General features: G+C 35.5%; 18 protein-coding genes. 12 read left to right on the top strand and 6 right to left on the bottom strand.

Annotated elements, in window-relative coordinates; translation table 11 throughout:
• Positions 1 to 28: 28 nt before the first annotated feature.
• The 3 genes from MSWAN_RS05485 (at position 29) to MSWAN_RS12445 (ending at position 3,169) form a co-directional block, all read left to right on the top strand.
• A complete protein-coding gene (locus MSWAN_RS05485; RefSeq protein ID WP_013825620.1) occupies positions 29 to 1,165 on the top strand; it encodes an ABC transporter permease in 1,137 nt (378 codons plus the stop codon).
• Between the two features lie 29 nt (positions 1,166 to 1,194).
• Positions 1,195 to 1,875: an ABC transporter ATP-binding protein gene (locus MSWAN_RS05480; protein WP_013825619.1), complete on the top strand. Its 681-nt coding sequence runs from the start codon at positions 1,195 to 1,197 to the stop codon at positions 1,873 to 1,875.
• A 1,138-nt stretch (positions 1,876 to 3,013) separates the two neighbouring features.
• The gene (locus MSWAN_RS12445) at positions 3,014 to 3,169 is read left to right on the top strand and encodes an MGMT family protein (protein ID WP_083809372.1); all 156 of its coding nucleotides are present in this window, start codon (positions 3,014 to 3,016) and stop codon (positions 3,167 to 3,169) included.
• A gap of 286 nt (positions 3,170 to 3,455) precedes the next feature.
• On the opposite strand, the gene MSWAN_RS13205 is transcribed toward MSWAN_RS12445, so the two are convergent.
• Positions 3,456 to 3,656, bottom strand: a complete 201-nt coding sequence (locus MSWAN_RS13205) for a hypothetical protein (RefSeq protein ID WP_227717025.1) — start codon at positions 3,654 to 3,656, stop codon at positions 3,456 to 3,458.
• Here MSWAN_RS13205 and MSWAN_RS05470 point away from each other — a divergent pair.
• Positions 3,609 to 4,517: an ATP-binding protein gene (locus MSWAN_RS05470; protein WP_227717011.1), complete on the top strand. Its 909-nt coding sequence runs from the start codon at positions 3,609 to 3,611 to the stop codon at positions 4,515 to 4,517. The two genes, MSWAN_RS13205 and MSWAN_RS05470, sit on opposite strands and share 48 nt — an antisense overlap.
• 266 nt (positions 4,518 to 4,783) lie before the next feature.
• Positions 4,784 to 5,038, top strand: a complete 255-nt coding sequence (locus tag MSWAN_RS05465) for a zinc-ribbon domain-containing protein (RefSeq protein ID WP_013825617.1) — start codon at positions 4,784 to 4,786, stop codon at positions 5,036 to 5,038.
• 376 nt (positions 5,039 to 5,414) lie between these two features.
• Here MSWAN_RS05465 and MSWAN_RS05460 read toward each other — a convergent pair whose 3' ends face one another.
• Positions 5,415 to 5,585 (bottom strand): PRC-barrel domain-containing protein, encoded by a 171-nt coding sequence (locus tag MSWAN_RS05460; RefSeq protein WP_013825616.1) that lies wholly within the window; start codon positions 5,583 to 5,585, stop codon positions 5,415 to 5,417.
• Between the two features lie 1,012 nt (positions 5,586 to 6,597).
• Here MSWAN_RS05460 and MSWAN_RS05455 point away from each other — a divergent pair.
• The 3 genes from MSWAN_RS05455 to lonB all read left to right on the top strand — a co-directional run bounded on the left by MSWAN_RS05455 (position 6,598) and on the right by lonB (position 10,274).
• A complete protein-coding gene (locus MSWAN_RS05455) occupies positions 6,598 to 6,888 on the top strand; it encodes an ArsR/SmtB family transcription factor (RefSeq protein WP_048187942.1) in 291 nt (96 codons plus the stop codon).
• A gap of 107 nt (positions 6,889 to 6,995) precedes the next feature.
• A complete protein-coding gene (locus MSWAN_RS05450) occupies positions 6,996 to 8,246 on the top strand; it encodes an aldo/keto reductase (RefSeq protein ID WP_048187940.1) in 1,251 nt (416 codons plus the stop codon).
• Between the two features lie 117 nt (positions 8,247 to 8,363).
• Positions 8,364 to 10,274, top strand: coding sequence for an ATP-dependent protease LonB (lonB, locus tag MSWAN_RS05445; protein WP_013825612.1), 1,911 nt, complete (start codon positions 8,364 to 8,366; stop codon positions 10,272 to 10,274).
• A gap of 298 nt (positions 10,275 to 10,572) precedes the next feature.
• Here the strand turns inward: lonB and MSWAN_RS05440 are convergent, their stop codons facing one another.
• Together MSWAN_RS05440 and MSWAN_RS05435 are read right to left on the bottom strand one after the other, a co-directional pair.
• Positions 10,573 to 11,415, bottom strand: coding sequence for a YbjQ family protein (locus MSWAN_RS05440; protein WP_227717000.1), 843 nt, complete (start codon positions 11,413 to 11,415; stop codon positions 10,573 to 10,575).
• A 45-nt stretch (positions 11,416 to 11,460) separates the two neighbouring features.
• Positions 11,461 to 11,787: a heavy metal-binding domain-containing protein gene (locus MSWAN_RS05435; protein WP_013825610.1), complete on the bottom strand. Its 327-nt coding sequence runs from the start codon at positions 11,785 to 11,787 to the stop codon at positions 11,461 to 11,463.
• Positions 11,788 to 12,189: 402 nt separating this feature from the next.
• On the opposite strand from MSWAN_RS05435, the gene MSWAN_RS05430 reads away from it, so the two are divergent.
• Positions 12,190 to 12,684, top strand: coding sequence for a DUF308 domain-containing protein (locus tag MSWAN_RS05430; RefSeq protein ID WP_013825609.1), 495 nt, complete (start codon positions 12,190 to 12,192; stop codon positions 12,682 to 12,684).
• 145 nt (positions 12,685 to 12,829) lie between these two features.
• On the opposite strand, the gene MSWAN_RS05425 is transcribed toward MSWAN_RS05430, so the two are convergent.
• Complete coding sequence (locus MSWAN_RS05425) at positions 12,830 to 13,510, bottom strand: hypothetical protein (RefSeq protein ID WP_013825608.1); 681 nt, start codon at positions 13,508 to 13,510, stop codon at positions 12,830 to 12,832.
• Positions 13,511 to 13,681: 171 nt separating this feature from the next.
• On the opposite strand from MSWAN_RS05425, the gene mtaA reads away from it, so the two are divergent.
• Positions 13,682 to 14,743, top strand: a complete 1,062-nt coding sequence (mtaA, locus tag MSWAN_RS05420) for a methylcobamide:CoM methyltransferase MtaA (RefSeq protein ID WP_013825607.1) — start codon at positions 13,682 to 13,684, stop codon at positions 14,741 to 14,743.
• Positions 14,744 to 14,886: 143 nt separating this feature from the next.
• Here mtaA and MSWAN_RS05415 read toward each other — a convergent pair whose 3' ends face one another.
• Positions 14,887 to 15,459, bottom strand: coding sequence for a hypothetical protein (locus MSWAN_RS05415; protein WP_227716999.1), 573 nt, complete (start codon positions 15,457 to 15,459; stop codon positions 14,887 to 14,889).
• Between the two features lie 123 nt (positions 15,460 to 15,582).
• On the opposite strand from MSWAN_RS05415, the gene mtaB reads away from it, so the two are divergent.
• Entirely contained in the window at positions 15,583 to 16,968 is a 1,386-nt protein-coding gene (gene mtaB, locus MSWAN_RS05410; protein WP_013825605.1) for a methanol--corrinoid protein co-methyltransferase MtaB, read from the top strand.
• A gap of 11 nt (positions 16,969 to 16,979) precedes the next feature.
• Entirely contained in the window at positions 16,980 to 17,804 is an 825-nt protein-coding gene (gene mtaC / locus MSWAN_RS05405; protein WP_013825604.1) for a methanol--corrinoid protein MtaC, read from the top strand.
• Positions 17,805 to 17,867 lie beyond the last annotated feature (63 nt).

Here is a 17,867-nt window from a genome sequence, read left to right as displayed (position 1 = left end):
TGTTTCTAAATTAAAGGTGAATAAAAAAATGTTAGATATAGCTTTTAAAGATTTTAAGGCCAAAAAAGGCCGCGCAGCCATGTGCATAATTGGTGTCGTAGTATGTGTTTTATTAATTGGTACTGTTAATTTGGTCTTATATGAAATGGAATCAGGTCTCGAAGGTGACTTGGGAACAGTTCACGGAAAATTATACTTCGAAAAGAATGGGACCAACTTCCCACCCTCTGGGAGCATAATCCCACAGACTATTGGAGATGAAGTATTAAAACGTGGAGAAGTTGATCATGATAAAAGTACGGAAGCTCTATTTACACCCATTCAGGGAAGTAACACCCAATATACTATGATTGTAGGAATTACACCGGGCAAGGAGCAGGCTTTCATAGAAAATACCACAGTGACTGGTAAAAGTTCCCTGGTGGGTGAAAGTGATAATGCGGTTATCCTGGGATCAGAGGCTGCCAAAAACTACAATGCAACAGTGGGAAGTACAATAACTGTTCAGGGAAACCAATACAAAGTCATTGGTATTATGAAAAAGGTAGGCACTGGATGGCCCCTTACCATTGACAATTCCATGGTCATGTCCCTGTCCCATGCACAATCAGTTATGGAAATGTCTGGTATCATATCCACTGTTATCATCTCACCCATCGGATCAATTGACAATACAGAGACCAGTCTACAGGATGCATATCCCAATTACGCCATCTACTCACAGAAAGACACCCAAAAAACAATAGATGATAATCTAAGCCAGATCAGGATATTCATGAACATGATCAGTGCCTTTATATTTGTGGTTTCAGTGATTATCATCATGATCGTTATGATGATGTCAGTTAAAGAAAGAACAAAAGAAATAGGGACTATGAGAGCTATTGGAACAAGCAAAATTAAAATTTTGGCACTGATAATTTATGAATCACTCATTTTGAGTTTGATCGGTGGTGTTATTGGGATCTTACTTATGTCACCTACTTATAACCTTTTAGGACTCTTAATGGGTGAGAAAAGTGTCAATTTCCTCAGTTTCAATATACCTAGTGCAATAGTTACCCAGATACTAGTGATAGTTTTTATTATTGGAACATTCAGTGGACTCATACCAGCTTATATTGCCACCCGTATCAGTCCTATAGATGCTTTAAGATATGAATAAAAGTACATTAAAAGAAGGTGTGTTTGAATATGAAAAGTTTAGTAAAGGGAGAAAAACTTTGGAAAACGTATAATCTAGACAGCACCGAAGTCCATGCCCTTAAAGGATTGGATATAACCGTTGATGAGAGTGAATTTGTATCTATAATGGGACCTTCCGGCTCAGGAAAATCAACCCTCCTAAATTTGATTGGAGGTCTAGATACTCCTACCCGGGGAGATCTTTACATAGGAGGTAGGAACGTATCCTCAATGAAGGATTCAGAACTTACTAAAATGCGAGCAGAAAATATAGGATACATCTTCCAAACTTTCAACCTCTTACCTGCCCTAACTGCCCGTGATAATGTTGAATTCCCAATGAGGAACTTATCAGGCAATAAAAAACTCGATAAATCATCCCGAATTAAAAGGGCTGAAGAATGCGTTGAAATTGTTGGCCTGGGTCACAGGATGAATTACATTCCATCCAAACTTTCTGGAGGAGAAAGGCAGCGGGTGGCTATTGCTCGCTCTCTGGTTAACCATCCAAAATTCATTTTAGCAGATGAACCAACAGGAAACTTGGACAGCGACGCCACTGGTAACATAATCGAACTCCTACATCAAGTTAATGATGAAGGAACAACTGTAATCATGGTTACCCATGATGTGGAAACCACTAAGGATACACGGGTGATGCGGATTAAGGATGGATTAATTGAAAGTTAAACCCACCTTAACCTCTTTTTTTTTAAAAAACTTTAAAATTAAAATTTTTTTTATGGATTATTATTTTATTAGCATTCCTTTACAATCATTCATACATATCATCAACATACATATCATCAATCTAAAACCTTTTGAAATATCAATTTTATTGGAATAACCTTACTTTATCAATGATTATGGTGTTTTTTAAGATTTAGAGAATTTTAAACCAAGAAAAGAATATGCCTATATGGATTGTACAGGACATGAACTCCAAACCAACTATATAATTTCTAAACTTGAATCAATACTTAAAAATAGGTAGTTACATATATATGGAACAGCTTACTTGCGTTGATTTCTACTTATTTTAAAAATTACTCTTTTTTGGAAGTTTGAGAGTTTAAACATTTATAAAAAAAACTTATTTTGAAAAAATATGTAATTCAAAACTTTTGTTATATCCATAGATCTACTACTTTAGGGTAGAATATTTTTAAGTTTTTAATTTACTTCGTAATAGTGTAGTTTAACGAAGTAAATTTGTTAGAAAATATCTCAAATTCCTCTGAAAAAAACAATGAAAAAGGCATGTATTTCAACCATTAGATATGTATATAACTCGTCATTTTGGCCCATTTTCAAGATATTTGAAAATTATACGATGATACAAATCATAAATCCCAATTATATTAAACTTTTAAGACCTGAAATTTACAAAAATCTTTCCAATTTAAGGTTTTAAATTAATATAACGACCCTATAGTAAATAATATAAAAATATAAAAATTATAAATAAGTTGTTGACTTCTTTTGAGTTGGTTTAATTAAAATATGATTGATAAAAGTTGTTTCAATTTAATAGAGTTATCTAACTCCTTATAAAATAAAAGTGTTAGATGATCCTGCTTTATAAAAAAATATTTGACAAATGACTATTGGTTATGATTCTATTAATTTTCAACTTTTTAAAAATTTAGTACATGGAATATCTTTAATTTGCTCAAAATAACACTTTCAATCTCTAGTTGCATACATCTAATTCCCTATATTTAAATTTTGTTAAACAAGCTTTATAAATTATTAAAAACTAGTTTAGTCTGTTAAGTTTACCTTCACTGGCTACTTACGGTGAAATTGCCAAACTATTACAAGTCAGATGAACAAAAAAAGTATGTCCAGTCAAGCAGTTGCTGGAGCTGTAGTTCATAATCTAATTTCCATTATCATTCCTTGTCATCGTGTTGAGGAGCAAACGGCAGTTTCAGGTTATGCTGGTGGCATTGATAAAAAATTAAACCACCCCGGAAATTAGGTTTGTTAAAAGGTTTATACAAATTAGGAGACAATTAATGTATCATTTGACATCCAAACTGGTGATTTACAAAAATATCAACAAAGATAGCATCTTGTTTAGATTATCTAATATCTGCAAAAAACTTGAGGCAGACGACTATGTGAAAGAAGATCTGATTTCAGATATTTATATCGAAATCAATCGTCTGCTTGATATTTCAACGATTTATGGCTTTGACAAAAATCTGTGGCACAATTATCTGGCTTTTGTTTTATCCATGACTGAAAACCCCTTTACGCTTGTTTCAGAAAAAGTTGGAACCAATGAAGGTACTGTAAACAAATTTGCCCGGAACGATTTTGGCATCTTCAAGCAATTGTTTGACTATGACTTTTCTAAAATAGAAAAGGAACTGGACATTGACTGCTTTACGATTATCACAAATTATAATGCTGTCGTGAAAAGTGAACAGATTTTCAACAAGAGCGTAAGTGAAAAAGTTCAAAAACTCAGTTATGCTATTGAACAGACTAAAGATGACGAGGAGTTATACAAAATCGTTACAGATTTCTACAAAACATATGGTGTTGGAGAATTTGGACTAAATAAAGCTTTTCGTATTTCAGCTGATGATAAGTCTGGAATCCTTTGCCCGATCACGACAACTAGTGATATGCTGCTGGATGATTTGGTTGGCTATGAATCCCAAAAGAAAGAACTGGTGCAGAATACAGAAGCTTTCGTTGAAGGGCGCAAAGCAAACAATGTTCTTCTCTATGGTGATGCCGGCACTGGCAAATCTGCAAGCATAAAGGCAGTTCTAAATCAGTATTATAGCCGCGGTCTCCGTATGATAGAGGTCCACAAACATGAATTCAAGAAACTGCCAAAGGTCATTGCAGCGATAAAAAACAGAAACTATCGTTTTATAATTTATATGGACGATTTGTCTTTTGAAGAGTTCGAAATTGAGTATAAATATTTGAAGGTAGTTATGGAGGGTGGTTTAGAAACAAAACCTGAAAACGTACTGATCTATGCAACATCGAACAGGCGACACTTGATCCGGGAAACATGGAGTGATCGTTCGGATATTTCGCAGGATGAACTGCATCGTTCGGAGACTGTGAATGAAAAACTATCCCTGTCGGCGCGGTTCGGTGTGACAATTGGTTATTACAATCCTTTGAGGAAAGAATATTTCAACATCGTCACAACTCTTGCAAGGCGACACCCTGAAATCAAACTGACAGATGAAGAACTGAGATCGGCAGCAAGTAAATGGGAAATGTATCATGGTGGAATGTCAGGACGTACAGCACAGCAGTTCATCGATTCATTGCTTGGAGCTCGTGATCTATCTTGATTGTTTTAGAAGATAAAATAGAGAAATTGTCACCGATTGAAAAAATCAAATGCAGCTTCCGACGTTTGCCTGGCAATGTTAAAGAATAATAAAGAGTGCTAACATATGATTCTCGACACATTTGATTAAATAATCTTATATATTATTAATGGCTTAACACATGGAACGTGGATTTTATCAATTATTCATGAACAGTTTCGATGAGCTCCTCACGGTCCACAATACTTTGAAGCTACTACTTAACATTAAAAATGTGGAGGATAATTATGGTTAAGTGCCCAGAGTGTGGATTTGAAAATCCAGAAGAGAGTAACTACTGTTTTGAGTGTGGAAATAAAGTAACAACAGATTCCAATGAACCAATTAAAAAAATGAATTCTGTCTGGTTCATTATAACGATCTTATTTCCCATAGTAGGTATAATTGGAGGAATATACTACTGGAAAAAAGGCTATAAAAATGCCCCTGAACTTCTCATGTTAAGCATATTCATTGCTGCTTTATATTCATTAAGGCTATAAATACTTAATTTGTTCTTACCCTTGATTATTTAGTTGGTTGAATAATTAGGCGCAGCCATACATAAAATCCAGTATAAACCACAGATTGTAGGTTTCAGGAAAATGAGTGTTTCAACTCTATAAATAAATCACACGCAGTCTTGGAAAAACTGAAGTTCGAACCGGGTCCACATGGCAGACTGCGAGCTTATTGAAGATAGTAGCCAATTTAAGATATAAAATTGGCTTTACGTCCAAACTACATTAACTCCTATATTTGTCGAAATGTTTTTTTTTATTTTACAAGTTTGATTTTCATTTCAATCAACTACATTTTCGTGAATTTCATTTTTAAGCAGTAATTTATCCCCAATTATTTTAACCATGCCATAAGGAACTACAGTTTCACCTCTAGACCTTCCAAAACTAGCAAAGAATCCACTTTCTCCACTATGAACGACTCCATTATTTGGGTTTCAAAGTCTACTTCAACATCCTTAACTTTACCAATTACAATACCCGAACTGTCCACAACTTCTTTTCCTATAATCTCTTCTTTTATCCTCATGGTATCACCCGTTATATTTCAACCAATCCTAACAATTACAATACTATTTATGTTTAATATCATACTAGTAAACTTTTAAAAACCCAAATGATAAAATTCTTCTTGAATAATCCAAATGAATCTTATTCTTCTTTAATTACCAATTAGTTTATCAATAAAACACTGTTTAGATAGGGACAATCCTCTTTAAAATTTAAAAAACATAACTATATCTATAAAAAATAATATATTATCAATTAGTATGATAAATGAAATTGCTGTAGAGGATTAAAAATAAGGAGTGAAAAAAAATGGTAGAAACTACACAAGCGACTGGTGGATCGATGGTGGGAATCGCTATTATTTTCTTAATTATTTTCCTATTATTCCCAGCTTTCGCAATTTGGCTACTTTGGATCGCATTATTAGTATTGATAATTGGAGGCATTATTAACATCTTGAGTTCATAATCTTGTTATCTAAACTTGAATATGAACTCTTAAACCTTTTTTTACTCCCTATCTGAGGATAATTATTGGTTGTTATGCTTTTGATCCTGAAAATATTAAAAATTAGTTAATTACTCATTCAGGAGTTAATTACTCATTCAGGAGTTAATTACTCATTCAGGAGTTAATTACTCATTCAGGAGTTAATTACTCATTCAGGAGTTAATTACTCATTCAGGTTAGAAAAGTTGGAATATTTTAGATTAATTCCATTTGTTTTTTAATTTCAACATAAGATAAATGCTCCTCTTTACGAGTTTTGATAAGTTTCATGCACTATTTTCATCATGTGTCTGTAATTCATTTGCAGAATACAGTAAAAAAGCTTTCTTCTCCATATTTTACAATTATCTGCCCTATAGGTAAATGAGATTAGATATATTAACATGTCCCAGATGCAGGGTAAAATTTAACATTATTAAATACTCTGTCGATTTAAACACAAAACCTTTATATAAAGTTTCATAATAGTATATCATCACTTCGATATTTATCGAATTGTAAAATTTGATTACGGTGTAATTATGGATACAAAAAAAATGGCCAAGGTATTTAAAGCCCTTTCAAACCCTAACAGGTTAGAGTTATACTTACAAATCGTTAAAAAACATGAAACGAGTTATAAAACAAACTGTGACTGTTTAATAAGTGATATTACTAAATCATTGAATATTGGGGCACCTACCATTTCTCATCACCTTAAAGAATTAGCCAATGCAGAATTAATCTTCACTGAAAGAAAAGGTAAATATTTAGTGGCCAGAGTTAACGAAGAAATGGTTAATGAAGTGAATGAACTTCTAAAGCTAAAGTGAATCTTATTTTTCAAGCACAATTCGAAGTTATCAAATTAATAAAATAAAATGATTAAAAAAGAGGATTGTTTAACTAACAATGAATTTCGTAATTAATAGGTGAGATTATGCAGATGAGAAAGACTAATGATAATGATGAAATTTCCGCACTGGGATTCGGTGCCATGAGACTCCCCACTAAAAACGGGAGGATAGATAAAGAAGAAGCTAAAAAACAGATATATTATGCTATAGACAATGGAGTCAACTTTATAGACACAGCACTCCCCTACCACGGCGGATCCAGTGAATTGTTCCTAGGAGAAATACTCCAAGGAGAATACAGGAAAAAAGTAAAACTCTGCACCAAAATACCATCATGGTCTGTGAAAAAACATGAAGATATGGAAAAATATCTTGTAACACAACTTGAAAAGCTTCAGACAGATTATATTGACTACTACTTAATTCATAATCTAACTGAAGGAGGATTTTTCAGACTTAAAGAATTAGGGATTATAGAATTTCTAGAGTCCGCCAAAAAAAAGGGAAAAATAAAACACATAGGATTTTCTTTTCACGATAATAAAGAAGCTTTTAAAAAAATTGTCGATGCTTACCGGTGGGATATATGCTTAATCCAATATAACTTCTTAGATGAAACCAATCAAGCAGGAACGGAAGGATTGAAGTATGCGGCTTCTAAGGGAATAAGCGTAATCGCAATGGAACCATTAAAAGGCGGAATTCTTGCTGGAGAAGTGCCAGAAAATGCTTTAAACATCTGGAATAAATCTAATATAAAAAGAACTCCTGCTGAATGGGCTTTAAGATGGGTATTGAACCATCCAGAAATTACTTGTGTGATCTCAGGGATGGGACAGCTAAAACAAGTTGAAGAAAATATTAAAGTTTCAAATGAAACTCTTCCAAATTCGATTCCCGCTGAGGAAATTAAGCTTTACGATGAGGTTAAAGAAGTTTATCGGGAACTAATGAAGGTGGATTGTACTGGGTGCGGTTATTGTATGCCCTGCCCCCAGGGAGTTGATATCCCTCAATCTTTTAATTTATACAACCATAAACACATGTTCAAAAGTAATAATGCATCTTTTATGTATTTAACAGGTTTAGGTGGCGTAATGAGTGGTAAACAAGCCAATGCAGGACTCTGCAATCAATGCGGGAAATGTGCTAAGGCATGTCCACAAAAATTAGACGTCCCTATACTTTTAAAAGAGGTTTCCCAAGATATGGAAGGTCAAGGATTCCAATATAAAGTTAAAATAGCTGGTGCTGTAATCATGCCTTTAATGGATGCATTTCTATCTTTAAATAATAACATATCTAAATTATTCAAAAATCGTGGCTCAAATTAACGATTAAATTCAATGAAAACATCAAATACAGCACCTATTCCAATAAAATAACAGATAAACATATAACAAAAAGACACTTTAATTTTTGTATTATGCAACTTCAGGAGGCTGAAATAAATGGTAAATTCAAATTCAAACAGTTCATTTAAAGAAAAACTTGATTTCAGGAGTTATAAATCTTCCAAAGATATAGAAGTTCCTGAGAGAATAATTGACCAGATCATAGGTCAAGAAGAGGCTGTTGAAACTGTAATAAAAGCAGCTAAACAAAGGAGAAATGTCCTTTTAATTGGAGAGCCTGGTATTGGTAAATCCATGCTTGCTAAAGGAATGGCAGAGTTACTTCCGCCAGAAGAACTTCAAGATATACTCGTTTATCCAAATATTGAAGACAACAACAACCCACTTATAGGTGCAATGCCTATTGGTGAAGGTAAAAAAGTGGTTATGAACTACAAAGTAAAGGCCAAAGGACAGGAAGAAAAGAAAAATATGTCCATGATGATCATAATCGGTGCGATTTTGGTCGTTGGATTTGTATTACAACAGTACCTGGCAGCCATCATAGCTGCAGGAATAGTTCTACTTATAGTAATGCAGATGAAACCCAAAAACACTTTTATGGTTCCAAAACTTCTTGTAAACAATGAAAATAATAAAACAGCCCCATTCGTTGATGCTACAGGAGCTCATGCTGGAGCGTTACTGGGTGATGTTAGGCACGACCCATATCAGTCCGGAGGACTAGGAACACCTGCTCATGAACGTGTTGAAGCTGGAATGATACACCGTGCAAACAAAGGAGTGCTTTACATAGACGAAATTGGAACTATGCAAATGAAAACTCAGCAAGAACTTTTAACTGCAATGCAGGAAAAAAAATACTCCATAACGGGACAGAGCGAGACAAGCAGCGGTGCGATGGTGCGTTCACAGGCAGTACCATGTGACTTTGTACTAGTTGCATCTGGAAACCTCCAGGTTCTCAAGGGCATGCACATAGCACTCAGGTCAAGGATACGTGGATACGGTTACGAAGTCTTCATGAAGGATTCAATGCCTGACACGCCAGAAAATAGGGATAAACTGGTTCAGTTTGTTGCTCAAGAAGTTGAAAAAGACGGCAGAATACCTCATTTTAACAGAGAAGCCATAGCTGAAATAATCAGAGAGGCAAAGAGAAGATCAGGTAAAAAAAACGCATTAACTCTTAAATTGAGGGATCTTGGTGGTCTTGTAAGGGCTGCAGGTGACATAGCTAATGGTGAAGGTGTTGACAGTGTTACACTTGCCCATGTTATAAATGCCAAAAAACTTGCTAGAACCCTTGAACAGCAGATAGCTGATCGTTACATAGTTCAAAGAAAAGAATACAGTGTCTCCAAATCGGATGGCAGCAAAGTTGGAATGGTGAATGGACTAGCTATAATTGGTGATAGAAGCGGTATACTTCTACCAATAGCTGCCGAAGCTGCCCCTGCTCAAAGTAAAGAAGAAGGTAAGATTATTGCCACAGGTAAACTTGGAGAAATAGCTCTGGAAGCTGTTCAAAACGTCAGTGCGCTTATTAAGAAGAACACAGGAACCAACATATCCAACTATGATATACACATCCAGTTCCTCCAATCCTACGAAGGTGTTGAAGGTGACAGTGCAAGTGTATCAATTGCAACTGCAGTTATATCTGCCCTAGAAAATGTTCCCATAGATCAATCACTGGCATTAACTGGATCACTCAGTGTTAGGGGAGATGTTCTCCCTGTTGGTGGTGTTACTGGAAAAATCGAAGCTGCAGCCGATTCAGGTATCAAAACGGTTCTTATACCCAAATCCAACATGGACGATGTCATGATCGAAGAAAGGTACAAAAACAAGATTAAAATAATTCCTGTGGAAACCTTAAGTGACGTTCTAGAACATGCACTTATAGGAAACGGCAAGGAAGGAATAGTCACTAAAATGAAAAAGATCAGCGGCATAGTTCCAAAGGAAATACTTTCAAAACCACAAAAGCCATTAACTCATTAATAAACCCAAATTTGCATACTAAAATGAAATTTGACTTCTTTTTACTTCCTTTTTTCCCTCCAAAATTTATTATTTTTTTTTGAGTTAAAGCCTATTGTAAAATTAATATAAATAATATACATACATTTAAACAATCATTTAGTCCATTTTAAGATATTCAAAATGAAATGCGATCTTATTTGTATCCTAATTAATGAAATTATTGAGTTTTATATGATATTTTTTTTCTCGGGGCTTTAAAAATATATCATTTCCAGAATACTTCATAGTTAACAGTTCGATTGATTCTTAGTACCTGTTATTCATATATGACTGCGGTTCCAGTGGCAGTTACAATCAAGGCATTGCCTTGTAATCCTCCCACAGAGATATAGTCAATTAAAACTTCAATCACAGTATCTGCTCCAATTGACTTAGCATTTTGAAGCATTCGGGATAAGGCCTCATTTCTGGCCTTTTCTAGATTTATGTCGCCTAATTCTATTGGTTGAATGATACTTAAAAGCTTTAAAAACAGCCCTTCAGATTCTTTTTCTTCAGCTATGGCTTCTCCAGTAACTAATCCTATATTCCTCTTTATTTTCCCTTTTACTACGTGAGGAACCGATACTAATGGCATATTTAATTCATCAACTAAGATTTCATCAGCTGATGGTCCACTTATTTCCTCCTCAACTTCAGCAGGTTTTTCCCAGATTTTAGAAGGAAGGTACACCAAGGCTCCGATAATCTTTCTGAGTATACTAACACCAACTACAAAAAGAACATAATTCATAAATATAGGGAATGCAGCTTGAATTGTCAGTATTATAGCAATCAAAGTAATCAGATTAAATGTAACAGGATTGTTAGTAACCCAACCAACGTAAAACCAGCCGTAAACATTGATCAAAATGAATGTTAAAAGAGCGCTGATAGCACCTATGCTTTCACCGTACTTTTTACGGGCTATGATTGTTTCAACAAATCCGGCCATTAACGGAGACACTATATACATGATATTGAATCCAAAAATAACTAAATGATATAAAACACAGAGAAAAGCAGAAATAAATCCTACTAAAATTCCCAGAACTATGGCTACAATTGCCCAGCGTTTTTCTTTAAGACCTTTTTTTATAGAAGTAGGCAAATATTTCACCTTCAAGATTTAATTGCTTTATTATTTAATTGTTTTGTTAGTCAATTATTCTTGGTATGAAACTGCAGTTCCAAAGATAGAGACCATTATGGTGTTTCCCATGGTACCGCCCAAGTTGTGATATGCCACACGAGTCCCTATGATAGCATTAGCACCTTTTTCCTCTGCTTTTTCTTCCATACTCTTTCGAGCTAAGTCCCTGGCAGCTGTAAGCTCCTCTTCATATTTAGAGGTTCTTCCTCCAACCACATCTCTCACTCCTGAGAACATATCTTTATAAAGATTTGCTCCCAAGAGGGAGTCTCCAGAAACTAAACCATAATATTCAATTATTTTTTTCCCTTCAATAGTAGGTGTGGTTAAAATCAGCATGCGTAACCTCCAATTGTGACATTTTTTACTATTAATATATTATTTATTTTATTTTAGTTTAGTGGTTCCGCATTCCACATTTTCTTATTTTGGGAAGATTAAATGTGTTAATCATTAATCAATGGATAGTTTTGAAGGATATTAGGTTTATTATTTAGTTTTTAGCTTCTTTTAACTTTTAAAACTCTTTTTTATTCATTAACTACAACCCAAATTCCAAAAAGCTTAATATTTACTACTTTAATTACACTTTTTTTAAATATTGATAATTCACGTTCTCATCCCAAGTAAGTTAAATTGAACATTTAGTGTTAAGAACATTTAATAAAATTATTTATATAATAATTAATAATAATAGTAGTATTATGGGCTTGTTTAAACTGAAAATAGGGGTTGATTGAAGTGGCAGAAGGAAAGAATGTTTTGTTGGGTATTTTTGCAATATTTCTTGGTTTGATAATTATGGCTTTCCCGCTAATCAGTGTTTTTACTGTTAGCGTGCTTGCAGGATTTACCTTAATGATTTTGGGTATTTGGTTATTTGTGCAGAGCTTTGAAACCTGGGACTCCAGTAAAGCCATGAGTATAGCCTATTTAATATTGGGTATTCTTGCAATAATTCTTGGAATAGGTTTATTTGGAAGAATAGTTGCATTCAGTATATTTGCAGCTCTTTGGATCTACATAGGTGGATTATTCCTTGTAATAACAGGTATATTATCCCTGTTCTCTGATAGTAGCACAGCATCCAGAGGTGCTGGTGGATTAGGAATAATTATGGGTATTCTGTACATGATTTTAGGTATGTATGCATGGAATCCCTATTACCTTGCACTGCTTATTGGACTATGGTTGATAATTGCAGGTATAATGGAGTTTTTCAAACCTTCAAAGTGATTAACTAAAAAACAGGCCCCTTTATTTTTTTTAGATCAGGATATTTATCCATATTTTTGAACATCAGTATATTATCCATTTTTTGAACAATTTATCCCAAAACAAGTATAAAATCCGTTGAACTTGAGATCTTCCATGTGATTTATCAAATATCAATACAGCAGTCCATGCAAATCTCTGGCTTTTTAAGCTGACCATCCATGTATCCATAGATATCCAGAAGCTTTGCCCTTGTGTAAACAACTTCAGTTTCTTTTCCAGTTACAAAATCAAGTGTATGAACCTCAAATGAATTTAAAATGGATTTATTCTCCCCATAAATTTCATTAAGTTTAAGTAAGGATTTTTTAGTAACTTTCTTCATTTTAAAGCTGTTTTTGAAGTACTGATCAAAAGTGGGGATGTTTCCAAAAACCCCAAGCATTATCCTGGTTACCATATTCTCTGTTGGTTTATTCTCATTCCCCAATGAATCAGTTATTCCCTTCTTACACTCTAAAATGAGTTCTATTGTTTCTTCACTGTAATTATCGAGATCAATTTCCCAGAGCTTGGGATCCATCCTTGAGATTGCCATTATTAATTTTTTGAAGTTTCCCACACTTCTTCCAAGAAGTGGTGAAGACCCGCGCATCATACCCGAGCTTGCAAGGTAAAACCCAATTTGAAGACAGCTAATCTGGAGATTTTCCTTATCTGCAAGTTTTTCAATTCTTTTAGCTTTGTAGAATGAATGAAAATAGTTATAACAATAATCAAATGAAGCAGGTTTCTCATCAAGATTTCTTCCATTATCCTCAAGGTACTGGTTGATAAATTTCTCCATATCACTTCTTTCCATATCAATAAATAGAATGAACTTGTGATTTAATATATAATTTGTCGTTTAAAAAGAATTAAATCATTTGTATAATGAAATTTCGAAAAATTGAAATTTCGAAAAATTTAACAATCTAAGCAAGTTATATAAAATCAGTGATTGAGTGTAGTGAATCCTATGAATGTAAAAAACAACGTTTTAAAAGTGCTTTCAGGAGAGGAAAGCGATATCACCCCAGTGATCAGTGTTACCCAAGTAGCTGTAGTTGAAGCTATGGAAAAAACTAACGCATTCTGGCCTGAAGCACATACTAACGCAGAAAAAATGGCAACCCTCGGAAGTTCACTCTACGAACTGGCAGGGTTGGAAAGTGCAAGGATACCATTCTGTCTCACAGTAGAAGCAGAAGCAATGGGATGCAAAGTAAATCTTGGTGGCGAAGATAGAACTCCTCAAATCGCCGAAACACCCTTTAGGAATGCTAGCGATATAGAAGTGCCTGATGATTTCTTAAGCAGAGGACGTATCCCTGTTGTTTTGGAAGCTGTGGAAATATTAAAGGAAAAATACGGAGATACCCTTCCCATTGTTGTTGGAATCACAGGTCCCTTTACCTTAGCCGGACATTTGCTTGGTGTGGAGAACCTCGTGAGATACATGAAAATCAGGCCAAGCGAGATTGAAACAGCCATAGACAACTCCCTTGACGCATGTATGGACTATGCAGAAGCTATCTCTGAGGTAGGCCCGGATATTATTTGTGTTGCTGAACCAACAGCTGCTCCAGAACTCATTGACCCACTTCAATTCAAATCTATCGTCAAACCAAGACTGGAAGACCTTGCAAATGTGATAAAAACGAAAAAAGTTCTTCATATATGTGGATCCACCCAGCCGATAATAAGGGACATGGCCAGTATAGGCTACGATGGAATCAGCATAGAAGAAAAGGTAGATATCAAAACTGCAAAACAGGACCTGGGAAAAGGGGGGAAAGTCATAAGGGTTGGCGGAAAAACCATGAACATGGGAGGAGAAACCTCTTCCAAAATAGTGGGAAACATCTCCACAACACAGACACTCTTTAGAAGTTCACCAGAAGAGGTTAAAGCAGAAGTAAAACAGGCTTTAGAAGATGGAATAGATATATTAGCCCCTAGCTGTGGTTTAGCCCCAAGATCTCCTATTACAAACATTAAAGCAATGGTTGAAGCAAGAAATGAGTTTTTCGGTATTTAAACTTGTTTAATCTGTGAATAAAGATCGAAAGATGATTCAAGCTAGTCTTTAGAAGGCATGATCTAAAAAGATTAAAAATTAAAAGCAAAAAAAATTTTTACTCTATCCATTTTTTATTTATTCCCTAGCCCCACATTTTTTTCTTATTCTTCATTTTTCGTTGAAAATGCCACAAGTATCGTTGCAAGGTGTGGATCATCCGGATAATTACATCTATTCTTGATGTAAGCATCACCCATTGTTGAGGGACTGCCTGATACAACGTTTGATATCTCCTTGATCTCGTTTAACTCTGGAAATGGTATGGAAGGTAAAAGGAATAGTTCTTTTTCAACCCCCACACTCCTTGTCATTGTATCAGGTTTGAACACAATGAAATTGTTACTCAAAAAATAAACATCATTTCGATCAGCATATTTTTTCTTATCTTCAGGGGAAATTAACTCCTGACCCAATATCCTTCCTTTATCTGTTACAAGGAGTACCGTGGGTTTGGAGGGGTTGCGAAATTCTTCAGTTTTGAGCATGACTAAACAGAATTCCTTTTTCAGACATTCATCCAATCCCTCATTGACAACGGGTACTACATCATCTTTTCTACTGGATTCAATTTTAAGTAGAGTTTTCCTATCCTCATCTGAAAGCTCTTGAACATCTACAACTCCTTTCAAGCTTTTTATTATTTTTATTGCATTTTCAACTACCATTTTTTGCATATCTCCACATAACAAAGCCATACTGATTTATTCAAATAAATTATGAATAAAAATTAATTCCGAAAGGTTTAAACATGAATTAGGTTACATAGTTTATCTAATATATCTATAGTGGTGATCTATATGAAAAGATTTACAAGAATGATATATAAAACTCCAGATGAAATGGTTTTTGGCCGTGCTAAATTTCCAGTTAGCCAACGTTGGAATACACAGTTTGGTGCTGGATACGTTGTGCCAGAAATAAAAGTAGCTCCTGTAGAAGGCTCCGAAGATTCAAAAGAAAAAATGGTATCGGAATGCAGAAACATAGCTCAAAGTGCATGTGAAAGGGCAGTAGCCGTAGGTTTACCGGCCTTTATGTTAGAACAGGAACATATTTTCCAGCAAACCAACAATCCTGACTGGACAGCAGAGTGCACACAAATTCAGGCCGAAACTCTGGAAAGATACCATGATGAATACGATATCAGAGTTTCACTCATGGCAACCCCTGCAGATATAAGGGTTGAGGAAAGGGCTCCCGGACTGAGAGGATCAGACTACGACAACAAAGTCATGGAATCCATAGAAGCCAGTGCTGCCAATGGAGCATCATGTGTTGCTATAGAAACCACCGGTGGAAAATCTGTATCTGACTATGGTATAGCAAGAGGTGACCCAAAGGCCATACTCTTTGGTATAGGAGTTCTTGGAAGCATAGATATGGAGTACATGTGGAAAAGAATAGTAAATATATGTAAAAAATACGACTGCAGACCCGCTGGTGATACCGACTGTTCTCAAGCCAACACCGCAATGTTCCTTGCAGGAGGATTGATGGATAAGGACTGCTCACACACAATAGCAGCACTTACAAGAGCTATAGGGGCAGCAAGAAGCTTGGTAGCAGTAGAATGTGGTGCTATCGGACCTCTAAAAGACTGTGGATATGAAAACCCAATAATCAAAGCAATAAGTGGAGTTCCAATAGCCACTGAAGGTAAAAATGCAGTCTGCGCTCACTCTGATTTGATGGGTAACCTGACCGCCGCTGTTACAGATGTATGGAGTAACGAATCAGTTTACCACCAGCAAGAAATGGGAGGTACCACACCTGAAGTATGGTTACAGGCAACAGGGTACGAAGCAGCACTCATGAACACAGCCCTCCAAACTGGACAGGAAAAAGTCTTAAGGGATCTTTACACCCTTACAGACAAATACAGGGATCCTCAAGCATTAATATTAGCTTATGATAATGCTTACAGGATAGGAGAAGCAATAGTAAGGTACGGTAACGATCCATACCTCAGAGCTAGGGCAGCAGCTCTTGAAGCTGGAGCAATAATAAACGAAGCAGTTGAGGATAAAAAAATGTATCTCACCCGATTCGAAAGAGACTCACTTGACAGCGCTCTTAAAATATTTGAAGGACTGCCTACAGAATCTGATCAGTTTATTGACGAATGCCTGAGGAAGTACTCAAGGAAAATAGCTGAATTTGACGCAAAAAGCTATGGACTATAGGAGGTGCTAAGATGAGTTATGAAGAATTAGAAAATAAAATAGATCAAACCTTTGTAGCAGTGCGATACAACGTGGAAATAGAAGGACCTGCAATAAAACCCGAAGAAGACCCCGATGTAGTAAACATTATCCCAACAGAAGAACCTTACAGAGCCATAGCACTTGCAGTGCTCTACGAGGACAGGGATGCATCACTCACCAACGTTAAAAAAGCATTAGCTGATGGTACATCTCCACTTGATATAATCAACAAGGGTTTAATGAAGGGAATAGACGCCGTCAGCCTGCTCTACACAAAAGGATTTTATTTCCTACCAGATCTTATGCTGGCAGGAGACGGGATGATGGAAGGAGTGAAAGAGTGTGAAAAAGTTTTAGGGCACAAAAGCGAAACCAAAGGTACAGTTGTTTCTTTTGTAGCTGAAGGAGACCCACACGATATAGGTAAAAACCTTGTTGTCATGTTCTTAAGGGCCAGTGGATACGAAGCAATAGATATGGGAAGAGACGTACCTACAGTGGACGTTGTGAAAGCTGTGAAAGAGTACAACCCAATATTCGTGACTGGAACGGCTCTTATGACAACAACCATGACAGTTTTCCCTAAAGTTGTTGAAGCATTGCAGAAAGAGGGTCTTGAAGTTCCAGCTATCGGATGCGGTGGCGGTGCTGTGAGAAAGGATTTCATTGAATCTTTCCCAATGAGTGTTTACGGTGTTGAGGCATACCACGCCCCTAAACTCGCTGATGCCATACTAAAAGACAAAAAAACATGGAAAGATCTTAGAAAAGAATACGCAGATATAGTAGGAGAATTTGTTTCAGAGTACTCCTAATTGTGTGTTTAATATTCCATCACCTTATTTTTTCCTCTTTTTTGATAAAATCTTAAGAAAACT

This window comes from Methanobacterium paludis (assembly GCF_000214725.1).
Classification (GTDB): Archaea; Methanobacteriota; Methanobacteria; order Methanobacteriales; family Methanobacteriaceae; genus Methanobacterium_C; species Methanobacterium_C paludis.
This window is presented reverse-complemented; position numbering and strand designations above follow the sequence as displayed.

Coding starts and splice junctions, on each gene's coding strand:
- MSWAN_RS05425 (WP_013825608.1), bottom strand. CDS start 13,510: ATGGAGAAATTTATCAACCAGTACCTTGAGGATAATGGAAGAAATCTT.
- MSWAN_RS05465 (WP_013825617.1), top strand. CDS start 4,784: ATGGTTAAGTGCCCAGAGTGTGGATTTGAAAATCCAGAAGAGAGTAAC.
- MSWAN_RS05480 (WP_013825619.1), top strand. CDS start 1,195: ATGAAAAGTTTAGTAAAGGGAGAAAAACTTTGGAAAACGTATAATCTA.
- MSWAN_RS05415 (WP_227716999.1), bottom strand. CDS start 15,459: ATGCAAAAAATGGTAGTTGAAAATGCAATAAAAATAATAAAAAGCTTG.
- lonB (WP_013825612.1), top strand. CDS start 8,364: ATGGTAAATTCAAATTCAAACAGTTCATTTAAAGAAAAACTTGATTTC.
- MSWAN_RS05455 (WP_048187942.1), top strand. CDS start 6,598: ATGGATACAAAAAAAATGGCCAAGGTATTTAAAGCCCTTTCAAACCCT.
- MSWAN_RS05435 (WP_013825610.1), bottom strand. CDS start 11,787: ATGCTGATTTTAACCACACCTACTATTGAAGGGAAAAAAATAATTGAA.
- MSWAN_RS05485 (WP_013825620.1), top strand. CDS start 29: ATGTTAGATATAGCTTTTAAAGATTTTAAGGCCAAAAAAGGCCGCGCA.
- MSWAN_RS05450 (WP_048187940.1), top strand. CDS start 6,996: ATGCAGATGAGAAAGACTAATGATAATGATGAAATTTCCGCACTGGGA.
- MSWAN_RS05460 (WP_013825616.1), bottom strand. CDS start 5,585: ATGAGGATAAAAGAAGAGATTATAGGAAAAGAAGTTGTGGACAGTTCG.
- mtaB (WP_013825605.1), top strand. CDS start 15,583: ATGAAAAGATTTACAAGAATGATATATAAAACTCCAGATGAAATGGTT.
- MSWAN_RS12445 (WP_083809372.1), top strand. CDS start 3,014: ATGAACAAAAAAAGTATGTCCAGTCAAGCAGTTGCTGGAGCTGTAGTT.
- mtaC (WP_013825604.1), top strand. CDS start 16,980: ATGAGTTATGAAGAATTAGAAAATAAAATAGATCAAACCTTTGTAGCA.
- mtaA (WP_013825607.1), top strand. CDS start 13,682: ATGAATGTAAAAAACAACGTTTTAAAAGTGCTTTCAGGAGAGGAAAGC.